Below are 21,788 nucleotides of genomic sequence, written 5' to 3'. Positions count from 1 at the left end.
CTCCTTTTATTGTTTTTTGCCCCATACGGCGGTCCCATCCTCGCTCAGACCTGTGAAGATAATCGTCGGTTTCCACTTCTCCCAGTCCCAAGCCGCTCCGACTTGCGTCTCATACGTCTCTTGACCGACTTGAAGCTCCAAGCCTGATCCATCTAGCTTCCACGAGCCGCTCTCGTTTTTAAGTTGTCCGCCTCGTGTTAACGTCAATGTACTTGATTCTTGCTGTCCATCGTCGAATCGCGGGAACGTGATGACATCCCAGTCTCCGACAAGGTGAGCGTCCTCGACCTCGATTTCCACTTCCTCGGCGTAACGCTCAGGCGAGACGGCCGGCCAACCGTCCTTTGTCCAATACACTTTTCGGACATGCAGCTGTGACCAGTAAATGTCTTCACTCGGCCGCGCCTGATGAAGTACGAACGTGTCAGTCCCGTCTTGCAAAAATGCAGAGTGTCCGGTCCCGACGTACCCGTCATCTCCGTCAAAACGATACGATCCTATGATTTTCATACCTGTATCAAATGACTCATCCGATTCGTCCCGTAAGTCTCGACCTTGCGAGTCGACGAACGGCCCCGTGATTGACTTCGAGCGACCGATCCGGACGTTGTACGTATCTTCAAGCCACCCGTACGATACCATCAAGTAATAATAGCCCGTCTCCTCGTTGTATAGAATTTCCGGACCTTCGATGCCCATCGACATATCTTTCCGCTTAGCGAGCAACGTCCCTTCTGATGATTCGTCCACTCGCTTCCCTGTGTTCGGGTCAATCTCTACTAAAAAAATTCCACCGAAATACGAGCCATACGTCATCCACCATTTGCCTTTCGCATCTTGCGTCACATGAGGGTCGATTGCGTTGGCCACACCCCCGTCCCCTTCTTTCGACGTCACGACGGCACCTTCGTCTTTCCAAGGACCTTCAATCATTGACGCGGTCGCTAGCCCGATGTACGACGTCCGGCTCCCGACCCCTGATACGGAATAGTACATGTGAAACCGACTCCCGATTTTGGTGATTGCCGGGGCCCAAAACGTATTTCCGCCGGCCCAGGCGAACGCCTCTTCAGACACTTGATCGAACACACGACCGACGAACTCCCAATGAACGAGATCCGTCGATTTACGGATTTGTATGCCAGGCGTCGGTGGACTCCCTACCATGTAATCCGTTGAGAAGACATAATACGTGTCTCCGTCTTTCATAATCGCTCCGTCATGCGTGAAGTTCGTCGTCCACTCGCCCTCTTTGTTGAGCACCTCAGGCATCACATCTTCTACTTTCTCCTTAAACGGCGCTTCCGGAAGTGCCGACTCATCGATGGAAGCACTCGTCGTCTGCCAGAATAAGACTCCGCCCACGACGGCGAGCAACACCATCCAGACCATCATTTTTTTCATTTCAATCTCCTTTCTCCATCAAAAAGGCACCCGCCTAAAAAGACGGGTGCCTCTGTCTCGTCACACCTCAGCCCTTCACACCAGAAATCGCAATCGATTCGATGATCTGTTTTTGGAAGATCATGAAGACGATTAACATCGGGAGTAAGGCCACGACGGACGCGGCCATGATTAACGGATAATCACTTTGAATTGCATACGATGCGTTAAAGTTTGCAATGACAAGTTGAAGCGTCTGTTTCTCCGGCGAGTTCAAATATAGAATCGGGCCGAGATAGTCGTTCCAGATTGCCATGAACCAAAGAATCAATTGCGCGGCCACGGCCGGCTTGATTAGCGGGAAGATAATCTTGTAGAAGATTTGGAAGTACGAGCAACCATCAATCTTCGCCGCCTCGATAATCGAGTTGGGAATACTGTTCAAAAATTGCCGCAAGAAGAAAATCATAAAGATATTCCCAAACAATCCTGGAACGATCAAAGGTAACAAGGTGTCGACCCAACCGATACTTGAGAACATCATGAACTGAGGAATCATGAGTACCGGGTATGGAATCATAACGGAAGCGAATAAGAGGAGGAATATTTTATTCTTCCCTCTGAAGTTCAACTTTGCGAACGCGAACGCTGCTAAGCTCGATGTGAACGTCCCGACGATCGTGACGGATAATGCGACAATCAAACTGTTCGATATCCCGGACAACAAGGGACCCATACTCCAAATTTCCGTATATTTGCTAAACGAAATATCCGTCGGAATCCATACCGGTGGGAGTGCGAACACATCCTCTTTTGATTTGAGCGACGTCGACACCATCCAGAGCAACGGTGCGATCATCACGACCGCTCCGACAGATAGGAAAATAAAAATGAAGAAATCCGTGATCCGGTCCTTCTTTTTCATCGACATCGTTTCCACGTTCTCTTTTTTCCGTGAAAGAGCTAATTGCATGGTCATTCTCCTTTCCTTAACACGATTCGATCAATCAAGATCGAATGATGATTTTTCATTCATTCGGAATTGGAGTAACGTGACGATGAAAATGAAGAGCCCAAGGACGAGCGCCATCGCCGAAGCGTAACCGAGTTGGAAGTTCCCGAACGATTTTTGCCAAATGTAGAAGACCGCAGAAGCAGACGAGTACTCTGGACCCCCGGTTGGTGTCATTACGTTGATTTCCGTAAAAATTTGAGCTCCACCGATGATGTTCGTCACGATAATGAAAAATGTGACCGGCTTGACCATCGGGAGCGTGATGTGTAAAAAACTTTGCCATGCGTTGGCGCCATCGAGCTTCGCCGCTTCATAAAATGATTTTGGAACACTTTGAAGTGCCGCCAAATAAAGGAGCATCGTGTAGCCAAGCCCTTTCCAAATCGCCATGAGAATGAGCGCTGGTTTGACGGTATCCGTGTTTTGAAGCCAGTTCGGCCCATCGATTCCGATCAAGGCCAAAAACTGGTTAACCAATCCATAATCTCCGTTGTACGCCCATTGCCACAAAATCGACACGGCAGCAATTGACGAGATGACGGGAATATAGTAAATCACTCGAAACGTATTCGTCCCAAAAATCCCACGGTTCAATGCGAGGGCGAGCAGGAGAGCAAGGACAATCCCAATCGGAATTCCAATCATCATAAACAGCGTATTGTACATAGATTTATAAAAATATTCATCTTTGAACAAATTAACGAAGTTCTCAAACCCGATAAATTTCATTTGCCCGAGACCGTTCCAATTCGTGAAGGCGCCGTAAACAGAATACATCAACGGTACGAACGCGAAGAGGAAGAACCCAATGACCGGTGCCGCAACGAACAGGTAAGCGTAGCGTTGTTCTGTTCGATATAACTTCGAAATCGTTTTTGTCTTCATTGTTCTTCCATCCTTTCAACGTCAGAGACGTGGGTGGCGCATCACGCCACCCCGTTTCGCCTCTCTGATCAGTTCGCCTGCTTCTCTTGTTCGATTGCCGCATCGAGCAATTTCTGCATTTTCGGCTGGGCCGTCTTCACGTAATCTTCGACCGACGTTTTGCCGTCGAGTACAGGCTGGATGTTTTTGAAGAACTCATCATACCATTCTGCTGTATATGTTTTTTCAGCAGGGAAACCACGACCATAGTCGTTGATTAAATCAAGGAATTCTTGTTTATTTTCGGGTTGAATGGATGTATCTGCCGCCCAAGTTTCTGCGATTTCCATACTGTTCGGCAATTGAACTTGTGCGTCTACGAGCGCTTGTTGACCTTCTTGGTCCGCAGACAAGTACATGGCTAACTCTGCTGCCTTCTCTTTATGTTTCGTCGTCGAACCGACACCAATCCCGAGTGAACCGACCCAACCAGACGCTTTACCTGTCGAACCAGCTGGCCATGGAAGTAAGTCATACTCAAATTTCAGTTGTTCCTTAAAGGCCGCCATATCCCAAGGTCCGACCGGGAAGAAGGCGAGTTGCCCTTTCAACCACCGCTGGTACGTGTCGAGAGTCTGCGTTTCTCCGATTGATGGTGTGATCCCATGTTTTAACTGTTGATCGACGAAAAATTGTAACGCTTCAATGAACTTCGGATCATCAATCGTCACTTTCGTACCGTCTTCGTTGATCCAATCCGCCCCGTTGCTCCAAACGAACGGCTGAAGAGCCCAGTTTACGTTGAACCCGGTACCGTACTGATCCATCTTTCCGTCACCATTCGTATCTTTTGTCAATTGTTTGGCTACGTCTACGAACTCATCCCACGTGTACGGTTTGTCTTTATCCGGGAGCGGCACACCTGCTTCTTCGAACATCGTCTTGTTGTAGCCGAGTGCAAACGGACCTAAGTCTTTTGGGAGCCCATAAATCGCCCCTTCTCCAAGCGTCTTACCATCAAAACGATACTTGTCGACACCCTTCTCCCAAATATCATCTAACTTGACGTCCTCAGAATTTTCAACCGCCTCTGTAATATCGAGTAGCACGCCTGAGTTTACATATGCCTTTACTTGGGCAGGGTTATAGAAGAAAACGTCAGGAATTTTTCGGCCTGCGATTGCCGATTTGAGTTTGGTATCGTACTGATCCGGTGCCGTCTGCACCATCGTTACTTTCACGTCTTTGTTGGCTTCTTCAAAACGTTTTACCGTTGCTTGATAAGCTTTTAACTCTTCTGGATTTCCACGGAACATAAACGTCAGTTCAACTTTACCATCAGCGCCTGCCTCATCGCTCGAACAACCAGCGAGTGCCAAAGAAGTGGTCATTAATGCCGACATCGTTAATGCAAACATTTTTTTCGATTTACGATTCATTGTAAATTCCTCCATCACTTTATATTCATGGGTAAAGCATGAAAAAACATGTACGTACATGTTAAGTTAAATAAAAAAGAATACTGTATAGTGAAGCCCACACAACACTATACAAACATTAGCTAAATAATAAGACAAGACAACAATGAAAGCGTTTTCTGTACAATTTGAGTCTATTACACACGTTCGTACATGTCAATTTGATTTTTTACTTATTTTTGTATTTCATCCGTACATATTTTTCGAAAAGTTGACTTGATTTTATGCATATCCATAGTAAACAGTACATTTGTTTGGTAATATGTAAGTAAGATTATATCTTGTACGTATGAGTTGTTGGACGTACATGAGAGAAAGCAGGGACGCCAGATGGCACAACGTACAAAGTACAATATGGTCAAAGATCATATTCTTGAATGGATCAAAGACGGGACGGTAAGGCCAAGTGAAAAAATTCCTTCTGAAAATGAACTGGTTCAATCATTTGGAGTTAGCCGCCATACCATTCGTCAAGCTGTTGGAGAATTAGTGAACGAAGGTTACCTTTATCGAGAACAGGGCTCAGGCACATACTGTTCTCCCGTTCTTCCGAGCGCCACTCCTCAAGCGACTGAACGGTCGAGTAACGGGAAGAACATTGGGGTTATTACGACTTATATGTCTGATTATATCTTTCCATCCATTATCCGTGGGATTGAATCTCATTTGGCTTCAAAAGGATATACGTTAACGTTGTCTTGTACAGATAACAACGTCGAGAAGGAACGTCAATGTCTAGAAATGATGCTAGATCGCCAAATTGACGGCTTGATTGTCGAGCCGACCAAGAGCAGTAGCTATAATCCAAATATCAAATATTATTTGGAGCTCGAGCAACAGCATACGCCTTATTTAATGATCAACCAATACTATTCGCAGCTGACTCCCCCTTACTTAATCATGGATGACGAGAAGGGCGGCTTCTTAGCTGCAGAACATCTGATTAAACTCGGGCACGAGCGTATCATGGGATTATTTAAAACAGATGACCTTCAAGGGGTCCATCGGATGCGCGGCTTCATTCGCGCGTTCCGGGAATACAACCTTCCTTTAGAACCAGAATTAATTATAACGTATACGACAGAAGAACTCGTGCCTTCTTTTTACGACGTGATCCAACGGGTGTTTGAAAACACAGGCGAGAGACCAAGCGCGATTGTATGTTATAACGATCAACTCGCACTCAATGTGTTGGACCAGTTGAGAAATCTGCGCCTCTCTGTCCCACAAGACGTCTCCCTCGTTGGATATGACGATTCCGTGCTTGCCGTAGCAACGGAAGTGAAATTGACTTCTATTATCCATCCGAAGCAGGATTTGGGCCGGGATGCTGCTGAGTGGATCATTGCAGCTGTGGAGAAAAAAGATACGCCACCTTCACATACGTATGAACCCGAACTAATCGTCCGCAACTCGACTGCACCATATAATCGTCTGGAATCAAAATTAGGCTGATTCTCTTATTTTCGTGGAGGTACTCATGAACTTAAAGCATGAACACAATAAACTATTCCAAGCCCTCGAATTTGTAACGAGCCTGGTTCAACTAAATATGGTATTTCTACTAACCATCTTACCTGTCATCACGTTGTTTCCAGCCATGTACGCATTGAGTGCTGTGACACGGCAATGGGCCATTAATCAAGACTACAGCGTCTTCCGCACGTACTTTCACTACTTCAAGGAAGGGGTGCGGCTCCATTACAAACTTGGAGCGGCTTGGAGTTTGTTCTTAATCGTCTTGCTTATGGACTTCTTCCTCATTCGTCAAATCGATTCAGGGCAGTCGATTCTTTTCACGGGTCTGTTCGTCATCAGCTTCGTTTTCATCGCGCTTTCGTTATTCCTGTTTCCGATTTTGACACACTATGAAATGAAAACGAGAGACGCTTTAAAATTAGCGTTATTCAGTATCATGCGCTACGGCTATATCGTAATCGTCGCGCTCTTGCTATTCACGGCATTCGGTATGCTCGCATACCGTTCTCCCCTCTATTTATTGTTCGGTTTTTCGTTCATCGTGTTTTTAACGACGAAGTTGTACCTCCATCAGTTAGACCGCACCATCACGAGCCGGCATGTCGATATCGAATCGCCATGAAATAACCCTTCTCCCCTCTGCATGTAGGTCACGCAGAGGGGAGAAGGGTTATTTTTTATGAGCACGCATCACATCCGCCATCGGACATCCTTCCTGTTCAAGTTCAGAGACGATGCGTTCGTAATCTTCGTCGTTTCGATTTTGGCTCAGTTTGAACGCTGCCTCGATTTCTGAGACGTCGATTCGAAAACCGACGACGCCGTATTTCTGACGTTTTACCGGTTCCGATAGCTCTTCCCAGACGACGGCGTTTTTCCGTTCCCCTTCATGGTCCCGAAGCAGACCAGCCAGCTCGTCCTCGAGTTCCGCCTCGGTCATGATCGTCGCTTTCCCATATAGATGGACTGCCTGATAGTTCCACGTCGACACGTCCTCATGCCCATACCACGACGCCGACACATAGGCGTCCGGGCCTTGGACGATGACGAGCACCGTCTGCTGTTCAATCGTCTTCCACTGCGGGTTGGCTTTGGCGATAGGCGTTGTGAACGAAAGCTGTCCGTCCGTCTCATGCAGGCGGAGCGGCACGTGCGTCGCGATCGGCTTCTCCCCGTCATGTGAGATGACAGTGCCGAACGGATGGGCTTGTAAAAAGGCTTGAACTTCTTTCGGGTCGTTCACGGCGTATTGTTTTGGGACGTACATCGAATTCCTCCTGTCTGGTTCACCTCCGTCTAAGCCGCGTCAAGTAGGGTAAAGACAAGATGACGCTATGTGACTTGAGGAGGGGTTATTATGAAACCGAAAATTCAAGCGTTCGTGTTCGATGTGTACGGGACGTTGTTCGACGTCCATTCCGTCAAGACGGCGTGTGAGGAACAATTTCCCGGGAAAGGGGAACAGATCAGCCAGACGTGGCGGACGAAACAGCTCGATTACTTTTTTACCCGTCACATCATGGGTCGTTATGCCGACTTCTCGGTCGTCACGCGCGAAGCGCTCCGCTACGCCTTGTCGGCGGCCGATGTGACGTGGACACCTGAGACTGAAGACGTGTTGATCGCGAAATATGCCGAGTTGTCACCGTACGAGGAGGTCAAAGACGTGTTGAACGAACTCCACGCGAAACGGACCGTCGTGCTTTCGAACGGAACGGACGCGATGCTCACGGCGCTCATCGAGAACGCGGGTTTCACCGAGCTGTTCGATGAACTCGTCAGCGTCGACGGTGTCAAACAAGCGAAACCGGCACCGGCCGCGTATATGCATTGGTTCAAAAACAGCGGACTGGAGCGGAACGAGGTATTGTTCCTGTCCTCAAACGGCTGGGACATCGCCGGGGCGAAAAACTTCGGGTTCCATACGGCATGGATCAATCGAGACGGCAAACCGCTCGACACGCTCGACCTCGCCCCTGACGCCGTCTATGAAGATTTGAAGGGGATGCTCGAGTGGCTCACGGACGAAGCGGCTTGGCCATAATCAAGTCGACTTGTGCGTCGTCCCCCATATAGAACGTGTGCGCTCCCGTCTGGACGAAGCCTTGCTTCCGATAGAAGGTGAGCGCTTTTTCATTATGTTCCCAGACGCCAAGCCAAATCTCACGTTTCTCCCATTCGTTCGCACATTGGACGGCCTGCTCATAGAGAGCTTTCCCGACACCGCTCCCTTGAAACGTGCGGCGGACGTAAATTCGCTCGAGCTCGAACGCTTCCTCTCCCATTGCTTCCGTCTGGGCGTTATTGGCGTTCACTTTCAAGTAACCGGCCACTTCCCCGTTCAACGTGGCGAAGAAAAATTTCGAGTCGGGATTCGACAGTTCCGTTCTAAGTTGCGGCACGTTGTACGCACGCTCGAGATACGCCTTTAGGTGCGCCGGATCGTTCTCAGCCTCGAACGTCTCCGTGAACGTCTCGATGCTAATGTCTCGGAGCATGTCGACGTCTTCCAGTGTACAAGCTTTGATCGTAATCATCTGGCTTCCCCCCTTTAATAGTCTCGTTTGTGACCTCGCTTGACCGCTTCCCAATCCCCTTCAATGTTACGGCGCACCCGCTTCAACAATCGCAGCAGTTGCTCGGCTTCTTGATTGGAGAGACCCATGAGCGCCACGTCTGTTGAATGATTATGCTCGCGAAGGATGAACGGATAGACTTTTTGTCCTTTCTCGGTCGGATGCAGTCGTTTGATTTTCTTATTGTGCGGGTCGTCGACTCGTTGAATGAACCCCTCTCTCTCAAGCTTTTGAATCGCCCGTGCTGCCGTCGAGCGGTCGACTTTAATCAGTTCGGCCAGCTTTTCCTGGATGACCCCTGGCTCTTCACAAATTCGGACGACATATAAGTATTGTCCTTTCGTCAACTCGAGCTCTTTGAACTCGATGTTGCTTATCGAGTCGAGCGCGCGGGCAATCATCCCAATCTCTCGTAGATGGTCTCTCATGTAAGCCTCCCGAATATTGTATGTAGAATCTTTACATCTTCAGTTTAACAAATTTTATTGCATTTGCAACAAAATTATTATCATTTCTTTTCACACACAATGTGAGAAAATAAAGGTATCTATTTAAGAAACGAGGGGAAGTGTATGGCACACCGCATCTACACGACGAGCTTTTCGAGCGTCTATCCGCATTACATCGCGAAAGCCGAACGGAAAGGCCGGACGAAAGCAGAAGTCGACACGATCATCCGTTGGCTGACCGGCTATGACGAAGCCGGTCTCGAACAGCAACTCGCGTCTGAGGTCGACTTTGACACGTTCTTCGCCGACGCCCCACACATGAACGAAGACCGTGCACTCATCAAAGGCATCGTCTGCGGCGTCCGTGTCGAGAACGTCGAAGAGCCGCTCATGCGCGAGATTCGCTACTTGGACAAACTCGTCGATGAACTCGCAAAAGGCAAGGCGATGGAGAAGATTTTACGAGGAGGTGACGCTTGATGGATTATGCGACACTCGTCGACGACAAGCGGCTCGACGCCTTCATCCACTTGATTGACGTCATCGACGCGAATCTGCCGGACGGTTTTGAGAAGACGACCGACGGCACGGGCGTCCATTATGTCGTCCCCCTGTCGACGTATCCGTCCGGGTATCACTTGACACCAGGCACACCGCTCCCGTTTTTAAGTGTCATCGCCCAAAAGCGGCATCTCGCCGTCTATCATATGGGCGTCTACACGGACGAAGCGTTGCTCGATTGGTTCAAACGCCGTTACGCCGAAGAGGTGCCGACGAAGCTCGACATGGGTAAAAGTTGTATCCGTTTCAATAACGTGAAGCATATTCCGTACGAGTTGATGGGCGAACTCGTCTCGAAAATGACGCCTGAAAAATGGATTGCCGCATACGAGTCACGCTAAACAGGCAGGTCGGTGTCCGACCTGCCTGTTTGTTATACGGTGAATCGCTTCGTCATCTGGCGCATCTCGTCCGCCATGTTGGAAAGTTCTTGGGCCGAGGCCGTAATTTCTTCCATCGACGCCATCTGTTCTTCTGTCGCCGCCGACGTGTTCTCGGTTTCGCTTGCGGTCGTCTCGGTGATGCCTTGAATCTCGTTCACCGACGTCAAAATCTCGGTCGCACCGGCTGCCATCTCTTGGACTGCACTCGACACTTCCTCGACTTTTTGTCCGACTTCTTCAATCGCTCGCTTAATCTCATCGAACGCCACACCCGCTTGTTGAACGTTCGTGACGCTATGATCCATCTCACTTTCGACGACGTGCATCGTCTGGACCGCTTGTTTCGTCTCCGTCTGCGTGTCGCCGATCAAGCTCGAGATCCGTTTCGTCGCGACCGCTGATTCTTCAGCGAGTTTCCGTACTTCCGACGCCACGACGGCGAAGCCACGACCTTGGTCACCGGCTCGTGCCGCTTCGATGGCGGCGTTCAAGGCGAGCAAGTTCGTCTGCTCGGCGATGCCGGAGATCGTGCTCGTGATGCCACCGATTTCTTGCGAGCGAACGTCAAGTTGGCCGATGACCGCTTGCAGGACTTTCACTTTCTCGTTCATCGCTTCGAGCTGGGCTTCGAGCGTCTCAATCAGTTCGTTGCCGGTATCAACTTTTTGAAGTGCCCCGTCTGAGAGCTCGGTCATCTGTTGGGCGTTGTTTGAGACGTGATGAATCCCACGCGTCAAGTCGGTGATCGTCCCGTTCGACTCTTTCACTCTAGACAATTGACGTAACGACCCTGACGCGATTTCTTCCATCGTGACCGCTACCATCTCGGTCGCCTTCGTCGTCTCTTCGACATTCGTCTTCAAATCGTCAGACGATGTGGCGACACGTCCGGCTGTCGACGTGACGTTCCCAATCAATGTCCGTAAGCTTGCATTCATTTGATTGAAGGATGCCGCGAGCGTCCCAACCTCATCACGAGACGTATACGAACTGTCCGCGGTCAAATCTCCCGCGCCGGAACGGCTCATGAGCGCGTTCAACTCGCGAATCGGACGGACGATGAGACGTGTGATGTAAATGCCTAACCCGATCGCAATCACGCTACCAATCAGGACGATCGCCCAAAATATAAGGACGGTCCGTTCACGTTCGGCTTGCATCGCCCGACTTGCTGCTTCCGCTTCTTTATTAATGTCGTCCATGACGACGGTCGCTGTCTCGACGAGCGCGAGACGGACAGGACGCAAGTCATTCACGTACTGACGATATGCGGCGACGTTCTCGTTTCGAAGTGCCGGACGCATGACAGGGTCGACACCTGCCAAATACGTTTCAATCTCAGCGCTTAAATCTTCAATCTCTTGGTTAATCGAAGCGTCACGTGACGTATACGTATCATTAAACGTCTTCAAGTTTTGAATCATGCCATTTCGACGTTCCTCGATGTTTGCCTGAAGTTCTTCGTTACGGCTTCCGTCGGTCGTCAACATGAGTTCGAGTAGATAGCCTTCGAGTGCCCGGTTGTCTGTCCGAAGTTGACCGAGCGCGCGAATCGGGATTAACCGTTCTTCGTAAATCCCTTCCCCTGTATCCGCCATGCGGCCAATCATTATATGACTCATCGCCGCAACGATGACGAGTGTCGTCATAAACGCCGCAATCAAGACGGCCAGTTTTTTCGACATACTTAAATTTTTCATTTCTTAATCCCTCCTATTCCATGTATCGTATAAAGGGACGAAGACGTGAAGCGAGATTACACACTCGTTGACCTAACTTTAAATTTTCAAAGTGGACATTCATTTCGAAGTTATATTTTTCGTTGAGAACCTGCAATTCCAATCAACATTCAGGACTTCCGTCCGATAATAACGTAGCTCGAACGAACTATAACTAGAATGTGAGGAATTGCCATGAGTCTAACAAAACGGAACCACTTGATGCTGATCACGACGTTCGTCATCGTGTTGACGTCCGTCACCGTTCATCTGCTTCACCGCTTCACCGATTTCGCTTATTCGTACACCGTGCTTCGGAACGGCGTCACAGGCTACCCCTATTCAACCGCGACGTGGATGTTGTTCCTCGTCCCGATTATATTTTTTGTTTTCATGTTGGTGAGCGAGCAGAAACACCATCGCTCGTTCGCATACTGGATGATGCTGACGTTGACGTTCGCGAGCATCTCGACCGTCGCTGGTGGACAAGGGCTCGTCGAGTACCACTTCTCCATCTTCGTCGTATTGGCCATCTTGTCGTTCATGCGCCGAATCGACTTGATTGTCTATAGCACCCTCATCTTCGCCGTTCAACATTTAGTCGGATACTTCTTCATTCCTGAGATCATTTGTGGAACGAGCGACTATCCGTTCAGTTTACTACTCGTCCATGCCGTATATTTACTCTTGTTGAGCGCGGTGCTCATCGCACAGATTCATTTCAGAAACGTCGAGGCTGCCCGCGTGAAAGCGAACGAGGATGAGACGAGACGCCTACTTGACCAGGCGGTCGCAGACGCGAGCCGTCTCGTGACGTCATTGAAAGAACATGCCGTGGAACTCGAGGCTGCCGCGAGTCAATCGCTGACGTCAGGAGAACAAATCGCTGTGTCGGTCGACCCGATTGTGACCCATGCGACCGAGCAACAAACATCGATGACCCACGGTGCCGATGAGATTCAAGCCATCCGCTCCCTTACCGCCCTCATTCAAGAGCGTATGGCCCAGACGGCAAACGCCTCGTCGCGCATCGCGTCGGATGCAATCGCCGGAAATCGCGACATGCAACGCATGGAAGCAAAAGTCGAAGAGATTATCCAGGAATCGACGCGACTTGATGACGTCGTCACGACGATGTCGAACCGTTCAAGTGAGATTCAAGCCATCTTGCAACATGTCGAAACCATTTCTGAACAGACGAACATGCTCGCCTTGAACGCTTCAATCGAAGCGGCTCGTGCAGGGGAAGCCGGTCGTGGATTCGCCGTCGTCGCGGCCGAAGTCGGGAAGCTCGCCGTTCAATCCCGCGAGTACGCATCTGAGATGACACGGGTACTCGGCGGATTAATGGAAGACACGACAGTCGTTCGAGATTCAGCGAAGCTATTCAAACATGCGACGGAGAACTGTCAAACTGTCACGACAGATGTCACTGCCGTCTTCACCCGCTTAACCGAGGATGTCTCTGAAATCGATGCACAAATCACATCCATCCAAGAGACCCGTCAACACGTGACGTCTCAAATGGGCGCACTTGAAACTCGTCTCGCCTCGACGAAATATGCCGCAAGCGAGCTGCAACACCAAATCGAGCACGTCGCGTCAGCAACAGAAGAACAAGTCGCGATCCAAAAAGAACTGCGTCACATGTCGGACCGTCTCGCCTCGACTGCGAACACGCTCGACGTCGTGACGAGTCAGCTCGAACAACGGGCCAACACATAAAAACAAGCCGCGACTTTACTGTCGCGGCTTGTTTTTATAACGTGTCAACTAACTGTTTGAGTGCTTCTTTCAGCGGGGTCACCGGCCGCCCGAGCACCAATTCAAAGTCGTTCGACTCGACTTCAAGCGACCCGTTGCGAATGCTGTCTTGAATGCCGACGACGATGGGGATCGCCCCTTCCGGCACGCCCGCACCGCGCATGATGTCACCGTAGGCCTCGGCACTCACTTCTTGGAGTGCGACGTCTCGCCCAAGGACTTCGCTGAGCGCCTCGACAAGCTCGGTTTGCGTGTGGAGCGGACCGGAGAGTTCGAAGATTTCTTGATCGAAGTCATCCGACATGAGGACGTTTGCCGCCGCTTCCGCATAATCTCGTTGGAGCGCCCATCCGACTTTCCCATCACGTGCCGCCGTCACCCAAGGTGCGCCGGCAAGGACGCCTTGGATGCTCCCGAGTTCGTTCTCTAAGTACCAGTTGTTGCGTAGAAACGCATGCTTGATTCCCGTCCGTTCGATGGCGCCTTCCGTCTCGACGTGCGGCGGTGCCATCAAGTTCTGACTCTGCTGGGCATCCGCGAGACTCGTATAGGCGATGAACTTGACCCCTGCTGTCTCTGCGGCTTCGACCGCGTTCGCATGTTGACGAATCCGCGTCTCGTTGTCCCCGTCTGCTGAGATGATGAGAAGTCGCTCGACCCCTTTGAACGCCGCTTCGAGCGTCTCCGGCTTGTCAAAGTCGCCATGACGCACATCGACGCCTTTTTCTTTCAATAGTGACGCTTTCTCTAGGTTGCGGACGCTGACGGCCACTTCACTTGCCGGTACGGATTCAAGCAAGAAATCGACAATCTTCGAACCGAGTTTCCCGGTCGCCCCTGTGACTAAATATTTCATGATTTATTTCCTCCCTTTAACCTGTAATCAAATCAGTTACATGTAATCATCATAGTTACAGCATCTTCGTTTGTCAATTGTTTGTTCCCTGTTATACTGAAGATGTAACCAATTCGCTTACACGACAGTTCAGAAAGGTGGTGGCTTATGTCAATTAGTAGCCGTTTCGCAGTTGGCATTCATATCTTGACGTTAATCGAGTTCAACAAGGACGGCGTCACCTCGTCTGATTATTTAGCCGGGAGCGTTAATACGAACCCTGCCTTAATCCGTAAAATCATGGCCATGTTGAAGAAGGCCGACTTGATTGAAGTGAAACCCGGCGTCGCCGGCGCCAAACTGACGAAAGAATTGACCGAAATCTCACTATATGATGTGTATCAAGCCGTCAACGTCGTCGAGGAGAACGAGTTGTTCAGCATCCATGACAATCCGAATCCGGCATGTCCTGTCGGTCAACATATCCAAACGACGATTGAACCGATTTTTATTCACGCCCAATCGGCGATGGAATCAGTATTGAAGCATGTGACGCTCGCCGATATCGTCCAAGACGTCGCCACAAAAAGCCAAGGAACCTAACGACCGGTTCCTTGGCTTTTTTATATGAGTCCGTATTTTTCAAAACTATTGGCGAGCCCGTCCGCTTCACAAGCGTCGGTCACGTCGTCCGCGACCCGTTTCACCTCGGGTTTGGCGTTCCCCATCGCGACACCGATCTCGACATACTCGAGCATCTCGATGTCGTTCAACCCGTCTCCGTAGGCAAACGTCTGCGATCGCTCGAGCCCTAGATGTTCAAGCAGCGTTGCAATCGCCGTCGCCTTGTTGATGCCTGGAATGGACAGCTCGCCGCTGTTGGCGCCAAACACGGCAACGGTACTCGGGATGACGGTAAATCGAGAAGCGAACTCGCTTTGGATGACATTAAGCGGAATTGATGAACCGAGAAACGAGATTTTGTTGACGTTCGGACGGACGAGGTCAACCCCTTCCTTCATCGCGTCATGGAACGGTTTCAAGCCCCGTTCAATCGTCGCACTCGCTTCCGGGTTGCTCGTCATCAAGTCCTCGATCAGTTGTGCGATCCGTGCTTTCGCATTTCCACCGGCGTACAGACCGTCGTTCGATTCGAGATAGAAATCGATGCCATGTTCCGTAAAGAACGAGACGAGATGGGTTAAATCCTCGGTCGATACGTGTTGATGAAACAAGATATCCTCTTCAAGCTCGATATAGCCACCAGCTGCCCCGATAATGCCGTCGAAGCCGACATCGAGTATGTCCGGGAACAGTTCCGCTTTCGAGCGCCCCGTCGACAAGAAGACGAGGTGGCCGTTTTGTCTGGCTTTTTGAACGGCTTCCTTAGCTGATTCCGGGATATTCCCGTGTTCATCGACGAGTGTGCCATCGACGTCTAAAAAGATGATTTTTTGCATACTTTATCTCCCCTTCCCTGTAAAAAAAGAAAAACCTAAACCAGACGCAATGGATGCGCCAGATTTAGGTTTTGCCTGCAAGTCAGTAACAATCCTAACGATATGCGGTTCGTTTCCAGCATACCGCTCGTGCGTTCCTCCTGTCAAAATGATGAAATGACATTCGACACTTGACTTTAAGTTCAAATGAACTTAAATTAATGATATAGAGGTTCATTTGAACTTAAAAGGAGGAATAGTTGTTGACCCTACTCATTGGGTTTTTACTGCTCGTTGTCGTGATGCTCGCACTTGATTTAGGTGTATTTCACCGAAAAGCCCACGAGGTGTCCATGCGCGAGGCATGGACGTGGACGTTCGTCTGGATCGGGATTGCCATCGCCTTCGGCGGTTGGTTGTTCTACTCGCAAGGGAGCGCGGTCGCGACCGAGTACGCAAGCGTCTACTTTATCGAGAAAGCGCTCGCGATTGACAACGTGTTCGTATTTTCGCTCGTCTTCGCCTACTTCGCCATCCCGCTCAAATACCAGCACAAGGTGTTGTTTTGGGGCATCCTCGGCGCGATTTTCTTCCGAGCCGTCTTCATCGTCGCCGGTGTGTCGCTTTTGGAGAACTTTAGTTGGGTCTATTACGTGTTCGGTGCCTTCCTCGTCTATACCGGGTGGATGATGTACAAGAACATCGGGAAGGAGGAGTCGCTCGAAGCGAACAAGACGATTCGCTGGCTCGAACGTCGCTTGCCGCTCACACAAGACATCTCTTCGGGTAAGTTTGTGAAGCGCCTAGGCGGAAAGCTATTTTTCACACCACTCTTCATCGCGCTCCTTTTCATCGAGCTGTCGGATATCGTCTTCGCCGTCGATTCGGTCGCCGCTAGCTTCGCGTACTCGCGTGACCCGTATATCATCTTCTACGCGAACATCATGGCGATTCTCGGACTCCGTAGCCTCTATTTCGTCCTCGCCAACTTGATTGACCGCTTCTACTATTTGAAACACGGACTCAGTTTCATGCTTGTCTTCATCGGAACGAAGATGGTATTCGGGGATGTGTACAAGATGCCGAACTGGATGTCACTCGGTGTGATCATCGTCGTGATTCTGATCAGTGTCGTCTATAGTTTTTATAAAACGAAACCTAACGAGGGAAGCATGCGTAAAAGAGAGACGAGTTAACGTTCAGTTGTAATGGTTTCGTCTATGAAAAAAGGTGGTGCAACATGTTTGACCGGATTGGAGATATAAGTATCGGATTCATGTTCGGCATTGTATTCATGCTCTTGACCGATAGTATGATCGGACTTGTCGTCGGTTCATTGCTTGGTATCGGTTTCGCAATCACACCATACTTGTCAAATCGCCGTTCGCGTGACGACATGCCACAAGTTCGTTAAGTAACGTATAATCAAGAACGTGTCGATTGTTGAAGAAAGTTCATCTTACTTTACGTTTTCTTCGCGTACCAATACACGAAAAGCCGTCGGTCCATTTATGACCGACGGCTTTCTGATAAAAACATAATGTATAGGTCCCCCTTATTCGCTCCTATCCGCCTTAGTAGGCACTTGCACATCTGCTTTAGCTGTTCCCTCTTCTTTTTCCAACTCTTCAATCAATCGCTTCATCTCGGCAATTTCCCGTTCTTGCGCATGGATGATTTCTTCTGATAGTTGTTTCACACGCGGATCTTCAATTTCCGCTCGTTCACTCGTTAAAATCGCAATCGAGTGATGTGGAATCATCGCTTTCATCCAACTGACGTCGTCGACCGTCGTCTGACTCCGGACGAGCCAAAGCGAGACGGCAAATACGATTGCGCTAACCCCTAAAATGACTGCGTTCTGTCTCTTATTTTTGTACATCCCCCACATAAAAAGCATCATGACGAATGCCATGACCGATCCCATAATCAGTGCCATGTAAAGTCGTGTTTGACTGAAAAGGATGTGGTCGAGCTGAAACACGTTCAAATACATGAGCCAATACATGAGAAACGTTGAGACGCCAATCATGACCCCAAATTTTACGTATGGATTCAAATGGATTCCTCCTTTGTTTTGTATGGTTAACACTATGTTTCCACTGTTTCTGAATCAAAAACATGAGCTATTTTTACGTTTCTTCGATTTCACTTCTTTTTCACAAACGACGGCTATACTGTCAAAATGGACTTACTAGAAAAAGGAGAACGCCTCGTGCTTAACACTTTACAACACTTTATGGCAAGGCTAAGCCAGATTGTCACGTGGACGTATTTGGAACGTTCGAATGAAACGTTCATCGAAGGGATTGCTTTCTCCTCGAAAAAAATAAAAAAAAATTATTTATTCGTCTGCATAACCGGACACCGGCATGACGGACACAACTTCATCGATGAAGCCATCGCAAACGGAGCCATCGCCATCGTCGCGGAACGACCAATCGATGCGCCTATACCCGTCATTTATTGTCGAGATACCAAAATCGCTTTGGCCGAGCTCGCGGCGACGTTTTATGACGAGCCTTCTAAACGTTTACGTGTACACGGGGTCACGGGGACGAACGGGAAAACGACGACGACCTCGCTTGCATATCAACTCTTCACAGCTCTCGGGATGAAAGCCGGGTGGGTCGGAACGCTTGGGATTCAATACGCCGGTCAGACGTTTACGACACCGAACACGACACCCGACCCGTTGACCGTCAACCGTCATCTAAATGAAATGGTTAAAGCGGGAATCACCGACTGCGTGATTGAAGTCTCCTCTCAGGCAATCGCTGAATCCCGAATCACTGGACTTTCTTTTCAATCGGCATCTTTTCTGAACCTGACCCAGGATCATCTCGACTATCACGGGTCGATAGAATCCTACGCGGAGACGAAAGCACGCCTATTCCAACAAGTGAAGACGAACGGCCATGTCTTCTTTAACAGAGATGACCCGTTCCATGTACAGATGGACAGCGCGACACCTGGCGACGTGAAACGAAGCTACTACAGTCGACACGACGCTTCTGCTGATTTGTTTAGACAACTTGACCGCGATCGATTGTCAATTAGTACGAAAGGACAATTCATTGCCGTCATACCTCCGTTCAAAGAGACGTACAACCTCGACAACCTGCTGTGCGCGCTCGGAATCGTCCTCGCGACCGGAGTGTCGCTTGAAAACGCCGCACCGCATCTTGCCTCTCTTCGCTTGCCGAGCGGAAGGCTCGAACGAATCGAAGGAATCGCTTCCCTCGCCTATGTCGACTACGGGCATACGCCAGATGCGATTCAGAAAGTTGTCACAGTGTTGACCGAACGTCATACCCGCGTCCTCGTCCTGCTCAGTGCCGCCGGAGAGCGGGACCGCTCAAAGCGGAGCGGGATGACAGAGATTGTTTCACAGTCGGGAGCGGACTATATTTTATCGGTCCACGATCCGAGAGGCGAGGCCCCACAACAGATTCTTGACGATTTAGCGCTCGGTCAGTCTGCCCTCCCTCCGCTGTCCGTTCATCCAACACGGCACGACGCCATCCGTGCGTTCGCCGAACAGCTTCCGAACTATGACTGTGGCGTCATTTTCGGAAAAGGACATGATCGAATCGAACGTATCGACGGCGAATTGATTCCGTGTGACGAACCTGCCCTCATCCATCGTTTCTACCCAAACGAAAGGGAACCTGGAGATGCATCACGAACTGAAGGTTGAGAAGAAAAGGAGGGAGGGAATGCATGAAGATACTAATTGTGGATGACGAGATGAAGATGCGCCGCCTGTTGCGACTCTTTCTCGAAGGCGACGGTTATACGTGTCTCGAGGCGAGCGACGCGGCCGAAGCGCTTGAACTCATGGCCGAACGTCCTGACTTAGTCTTATTGGATATTATGATGCCGGACGTGGACGGCATCACCTTCTGTCGTCAACTGAAAAAGCGAGATGCGGACTTACCCGTCGTCTTATTGACGGCGCGGTCCGACAGTGAAACGACGATTCGCGGCTTAGACGCCGGGGCCGATGACTATGTGACGAAACCGTTCGATGGGAACGTCTTACTCGCCCGGATTCGTGCCGTGTTACGCCGTAGCCGACTCACGAACGTCAGCTATGGTCCGCTGCGATATGACGAACCGAGCGGCCGTGTGCTCTATGAGGAACAAGAAGTCGTCCTAACTCCAAAAGCGACGGCGATTTTAAAATTGTTTCTCGAGCATCCGAACCGTTTGTATCATCGCATGGATTTGTACGACCTCGTCTGGCCGTACTCTTCAGAATCCGATCCCCGGACCGTCGACGCTCATATCCGCATGATTCGGGATAAGCTCGGGGAGGCTGGTTTTCCGATCGATGATTATTTGAAGACCGTGTGGGGACGGGGATACCGCTGGGTCGAGGGGAGGGATCCATCATGATGCCTTGGCGAAATAGTCTCCCGTTTCGAATCAGTCTCGTCTTTCTATTGACGACATTACTCATTGAAAGCGTCTTGTTCATCCTTTTGTATCACACGTTGCTCGGGGAGCGGGTCGTCGAGGAGATGGACCGGCTCGAGTCACGGGCAGAAAGCCACGCGAGTGTACTGGCGATGAGTTTTGACGAAGAGACGATTTCGCATGTCGCGACGATGGAAAGCGAAACCGACACGAAAGTCGCCATCGTCGCACCGGATCAGACGGTACTCGACACATCCAATCGCTTCCCGGACGTCTTGTCAGGGTTCATCGGTGACGTTTCTAATCCGACTACGCTCGATGAAACAGTCGTGCTCGAGACGGACTGGGAAAACAAGCCGTATCTTGCCGTTCGGACGCCGATCGAGTCGATGGATGGGGCGACACGGTATGGCTATGTGTACATGTTCCTACCGACCGAAATCATCCACGGCATCAGCCACCGCTTACAGGTTCGCTTCCTGTACATCACCGCTATCGCGCTCATCGTCACGGCATTGACGTTCCTCTTGCTCAGTCGACTCATTTCGAATCCGATTCAGCAACTTCGCCGAGCGACCGAGAACGTGTTGACGCGACCGGATCAGCTCACCCTCCCGACGTCACGTGTCGATGAGATCGGGGAACTCGCCCGCTCCATTGAATCGATGTCGCTCGAGCTGGTGCGTTTAAAAAATGAGCGCAATCAATTTCTTTCCAATCTCGCCCACGAGATCAAAACACCACTCACGTATTTACAAGGGTACGCCGAGATTGCATCCAAACCTCAAACACCCATCGCACTGAAGGAGCAATCGATTCAAACGATTTTAGAGGAGAGCCAAGCGTTAACGGAACTCGTCGAGAATGCGTTTCAGCTCGCTCAACTTGACGAGAACACGTTCACACTCCATAAGGAGGACATCATGGTTTCAGAACTATGTGTTGATTTGACCCGTGTCCTCACCTCCATGTTTCGTGTCACCCCGATCACGTTCGAGAGTCGCCTTGCGAATATGGCCGATGTGCCGCTTTGCATCGACCATAATCGAATCATCCAAGTGTTCCGTGCGCTCGGGCATAATGCCATCGAGCATAGCGGGGCGACCCATGTCACTCTCGATGGCACTTTGAAACAAGACACGATTCTATTCACCATCCGGGATGACGGTAGAGGTATCCCTGAAGAAGACGTACCATATATCTTCGAACGTCTCTATCGCGTCGAGAAGTCCCGCTCGAGACGAACGGGTGGAAGCGGGCTCGGGCTCGCCATCGCGCAACAAATTATCCAATATCATGAAGGTTCGTTACATGTCGCCTCCAATCATTCGGGCACGACGTTTACGATCGTCCTCCCCCTCCTAAAAAATGAGCCGCTGCCTGTCTACAGGTAACGGCTCATTTTTATGATGGACTCACCCC

23 protein-coding genes are annotated in these 21,788 nt (G+C 50.1%); 12 read left to right on the top strand and 11 right to left on the bottom strand.

Features of this window, described 5'->3' with window-relative positions; translation table 11 throughout:
* Positions 1-6 precede the first annotated feature (6 nt).
* The 4 genes from KNP92_RS01750 to KNP92_RS01735 all read right to left on the bottom strand — a co-directional run bounded on the left by KNP92_RS01750 (position 7) and on the right by KNP92_RS01735 (position 4,701).
* Positions 7-1,404, bottom strand: a complete 1,398-nt coding sequence (locus tag KNP92_RS01750) for an arabinan endo-1,5-alpha-L-arabinosidase (protein WP_214836046.1) — start codon at positions 1,402-1,404, stop codon at positions 7-9.
* Between the two features lie 67 nt (positions 1,405-1,471).
* Positions 1,472-2,308 (bottom strand): carbohydrate ABC transporter permease, encoded by an 837-nt coding sequence (locus tag KNP92_RS01745; RefSeq protein WP_376778120.1) that lies wholly within the window; start codon positions 2,306-2,308, stop codon positions 1,472-1,474.
* Between the two features lie 78 nt (positions 2,309-2,386).
* Entirely contained in the window at positions 2,387-3,283 is an 897-nt protein-coding gene (locus tag KNP92_RS01740; protein WP_214836043.1) for a carbohydrate ABC transporter permease, read from the bottom strand.
* A 68-nt stretch (positions 3,284-3,351) separates the two neighbouring features.
* Positions 3,352-4,701 carry an ABC transporter substrate-binding protein gene (locus KNP92_RS01735; RefSeq protein WP_214836028.1) on the bottom strand — a complete coding sequence of 450 codons (1,350 nt, stop codon included), beginning with the start codon at positions 4,699-4,701 and terminating at the stop codon, positions 3,352-3,354.
* Positions 4,702-5,070: 369 nt separating this feature from the next.
* On the opposite strand from KNP92_RS01735, the gene KNP92_RS01730 reads away from it, so the two are divergent.
* Both KNP92_RS01730 and KNP92_RS01725 read left to right on the top strand, forming a co-directional pair.
* Entirely contained in the window at positions 5,071-6,195 is a 1,125-nt protein-coding gene (locus tag KNP92_RS01730) for a GntR family transcriptional regulator (RefSeq protein WP_214836025.1), read from the top strand.
* A gap of 25 nt (positions 6,196-6,220) precedes the next feature.
* Positions 6,221-6,841, top strand: a complete 621-nt coding sequence (locus KNP92_RS01725) for a YesL family protein (RefSeq protein WP_214836022.1) — start codon at positions 6,221-6,223, stop codon at positions 6,839-6,841.
* A gap of 48 nt (positions 6,842-6,889) precedes the next feature.
* Here KNP92_RS01725 and KNP92_RS01720 read toward each other — a convergent pair whose 3' ends face one another.
* Positions 6,890-7,486, bottom strand: coding sequence for an FMN-binding negative transcriptional regulator (locus KNP92_RS01720; protein ID WP_214836009.1), 597 nt, complete (start codon positions 7,484-7,486; stop codon positions 6,890-6,892).
* Between the two features lie 90 nt (positions 7,487-7,576).
* Here KNP92_RS01720 and KNP92_RS01715 point away from each other — a divergent pair, with 90 nt between their 5' ends.
* On the top strand, positions 7,577-8,263 hold the full coding sequence (locus KNP92_RS01715; protein ID WP_214836006.1) for a haloacid dehalogenase type II: 687 nt from the start codon (positions 7,577-7,579) through the stop codon (positions 8,261-8,263).
* Here the strand turns inward: KNP92_RS01715 and paiA are convergent.
* Positions 8,238-8,756, bottom strand: coding sequence for a spermidine/spermine N(1)-acetyltransferase (gene paiA, locus KNP92_RS01710; protein ID WP_214836003.1), 519 nt, complete (start codon positions 8,754-8,756; stop codon positions 8,238-8,240). The genes KNP92_RS01715 and paiA overlap by 26 nt on opposite strands.
* 14 nt (positions 8,757-8,770) lie before the next feature.
* Positions 8,771-9,223: a MarR family winged helix-turn-helix transcriptional regulator gene (locus KNP92_RS01705; RefSeq protein WP_214836000.1), complete on the bottom strand. Its 453-nt coding sequence runs from the start codon at positions 9,221-9,223 to the stop codon at positions 8,771-8,773.
* A 144-nt stretch (positions 9,224-9,367) separates the two neighbouring features.
* Here KNP92_RS01705 and KNP92_RS01700 point away from each other — a divergent pair, with 144 nt between their 5' ends.
* On the top strand, positions 9,368-9,724 hold the full coding sequence (locus KNP92_RS01700) for a DUF2200 domain-containing protein (RefSeq protein WP_214835997.1): 357 nt from the start codon (positions 9,368-9,370) through the stop codon (positions 9,722-9,724).
* Entirely contained in the window at positions 9,724-10,146 is a 423-nt protein-coding gene (locus tag KNP92_RS01695) for a DUF1801 domain-containing protein (RefSeq protein WP_214835994.1), read from the top strand. Before KNP92_RS01700 ends, KNP92_RS01695 begins: the two co-directional genes overlap by 1 nt.
* Before the next feature lie 32 nt (positions 10,147-10,178).
* On the opposite strand, the gene KNP92_RS01690 is transcribed toward KNP92_RS01695, so the two are convergent.
* Positions 10,179-11,888, bottom strand: a complete 1,710-nt coding sequence (locus KNP92_RS01690; protein ID WP_214835991.1) for a methyl-accepting chemotaxis protein — start codon at positions 11,886-11,888, stop codon at positions 10,179-10,181.
* Positions 11,889-12,101: 213 nt separating this feature from the next.
* On the opposite strand from KNP92_RS01690, the gene KNP92_RS01685 reads away from it, so the two are divergent.
* Positions 12,102-13,631 (top strand): methyl-accepting chemotaxis protein, encoded by a 1,530-nt coding sequence (locus tag KNP92_RS01685; RefSeq protein WP_214835989.1) that lies wholly within the window; start codon positions 12,102-12,104, stop codon positions 13,629-13,631.
* A 34-nt stretch (positions 13,632-13,665) separates the two neighbouring features.
* Here the strand turns inward: KNP92_RS01685 and KNP92_RS01680 are convergent, their stop codons facing one another.
* Complete coding sequence (locus tag KNP92_RS01680) at positions 13,666-14,526, bottom strand: SDR family oxidoreductase (protein WP_214835987.1); 861 nt, start codon at positions 14,524-14,526, stop codon at positions 13,666-13,668.
* Between the two features lie 147 nt (positions 14,527-14,673).
* On the opposite strand from KNP92_RS01680, the gene KNP92_RS01675 reads away from it, so the two are divergent.
* Positions 14,674-15,108 (top strand): Rrf2 family transcriptional regulator, encoded by a 435-nt coding sequence (locus tag KNP92_RS01675; protein ID WP_214835985.1) that lies wholly within the window; start codon positions 14,674-14,676, stop codon positions 15,106-15,108.
* Between the two features lie 20 nt (positions 15,109-15,128).
* Here KNP92_RS01675 and KNP92_RS01670 read toward each other — a convergent pair whose 3' ends face one another.
* Positions 15,129-15,965, bottom strand: a complete 837-nt coding sequence (locus tag KNP92_RS01670; RefSeq protein WP_214835983.1) for a Cof-type HAD-IIB family hydrolase — start codon at positions 15,963-15,965, stop codon at positions 15,129-15,131.
* A 242-nt stretch (positions 15,966-16,207) separates the two neighbouring features.
* Here KNP92_RS01670 and KNP92_RS01665 point away from each other — a divergent pair, with 242 nt between their 5' ends.
* Both KNP92_RS01665 and KNP92_RS01660 read left to right on the top strand, forming a co-directional pair.
* Complete coding sequence (locus KNP92_RS01665) at positions 16,208-17,140, top strand: TerC/Alx family metal homeostasis membrane protein (protein ID WP_214835981.1); 933 nt, start codon at positions 16,208-16,210, stop codon at positions 17,138-17,140.
* A 44-nt stretch (positions 17,141-17,184) separates the two neighbouring features.
* Positions 17,185-17,358: a hypothetical protein gene (locus KNP92_RS01660; RefSeq protein ID WP_214835967.1), complete on the top strand. Its 174-nt coding sequence runs from the start codon at positions 17,185-17,187 to the stop codon at positions 17,356-17,358.
* Between the two features lie 141 nt (positions 17,359-17,499).
* On the opposite strand, the gene KNP92_RS01655 is transcribed toward KNP92_RS01660, so the two are convergent.
* A complete protein-coding gene (locus KNP92_RS01655; RefSeq protein WP_214835964.1) occupies positions 17,500-18,003 on the bottom strand; it encodes a DUF305 domain-containing protein in 504 nt (167 codons plus the stop codon).
* A gap of 156 nt (positions 18,004-18,159) precedes the next feature.
* Between KNP92_RS01655 and KNP92_RS01650 the strand changes: the two genes are divergently transcribed.
* Genes KNP92_RS01650 through KNP92_RS01640 form a run of 3 tightly spaced genes read left to right on the top strand, consistent with a single transcriptional unit; the run spans position 18,160 to position 21,760 of the window.
* Positions 18,160-19,644 (top strand): UDP-N-acetylmuramoyl-L-alanyl-D-glutamate--2,6-diaminopimelate ligase, encoded by a 1,485-nt coding sequence (locus tag KNP92_RS01650; protein ID WP_214835961.1) that lies wholly within the window; start codon positions 18,160-18,162, stop codon positions 19,642-19,644.
* A 23-nt stretch (positions 19,645-19,667) separates the two neighbouring features.
* Complete coding sequence (locus KNP92_RS01645) at positions 19,668-20,345, top strand: response regulator transcription factor (protein WP_034808685.1); 678 nt, start codon at positions 19,668-19,670, stop codon at positions 20,343-20,345.
* Positions 20,342-21,760: a sensor histidine kinase gene (locus KNP92_RS01640; protein ID WP_214835958.1), complete on the top strand. Its 1,419-nt coding sequence runs from the start codon at positions 20,342-20,344 to the stop codon at positions 21,758-21,760. The genes KNP92_RS01645 and KNP92_RS01640 overlap by 4 nt, the downstream gene beginning before the upstream one ends.
* The last annotated feature ends 28 nt before the right edge of the window (positions 21,761-21,788 follow it).

The organism is Exiguobacterium sp. s122 (assembly GCF_018618475.1).
Taxonomy (GTDB): Bacteria; Bacillota; Bacilli; order Exiguobacteriales; family Exiguobacteriaceae; genus Exiguobacterium; species Exiguobacterium himgiriensis.
Note: the sequence above shows the minus strand (reverse complement) of the source record. Positions and strands in the feature narration are given on the sequence as shown.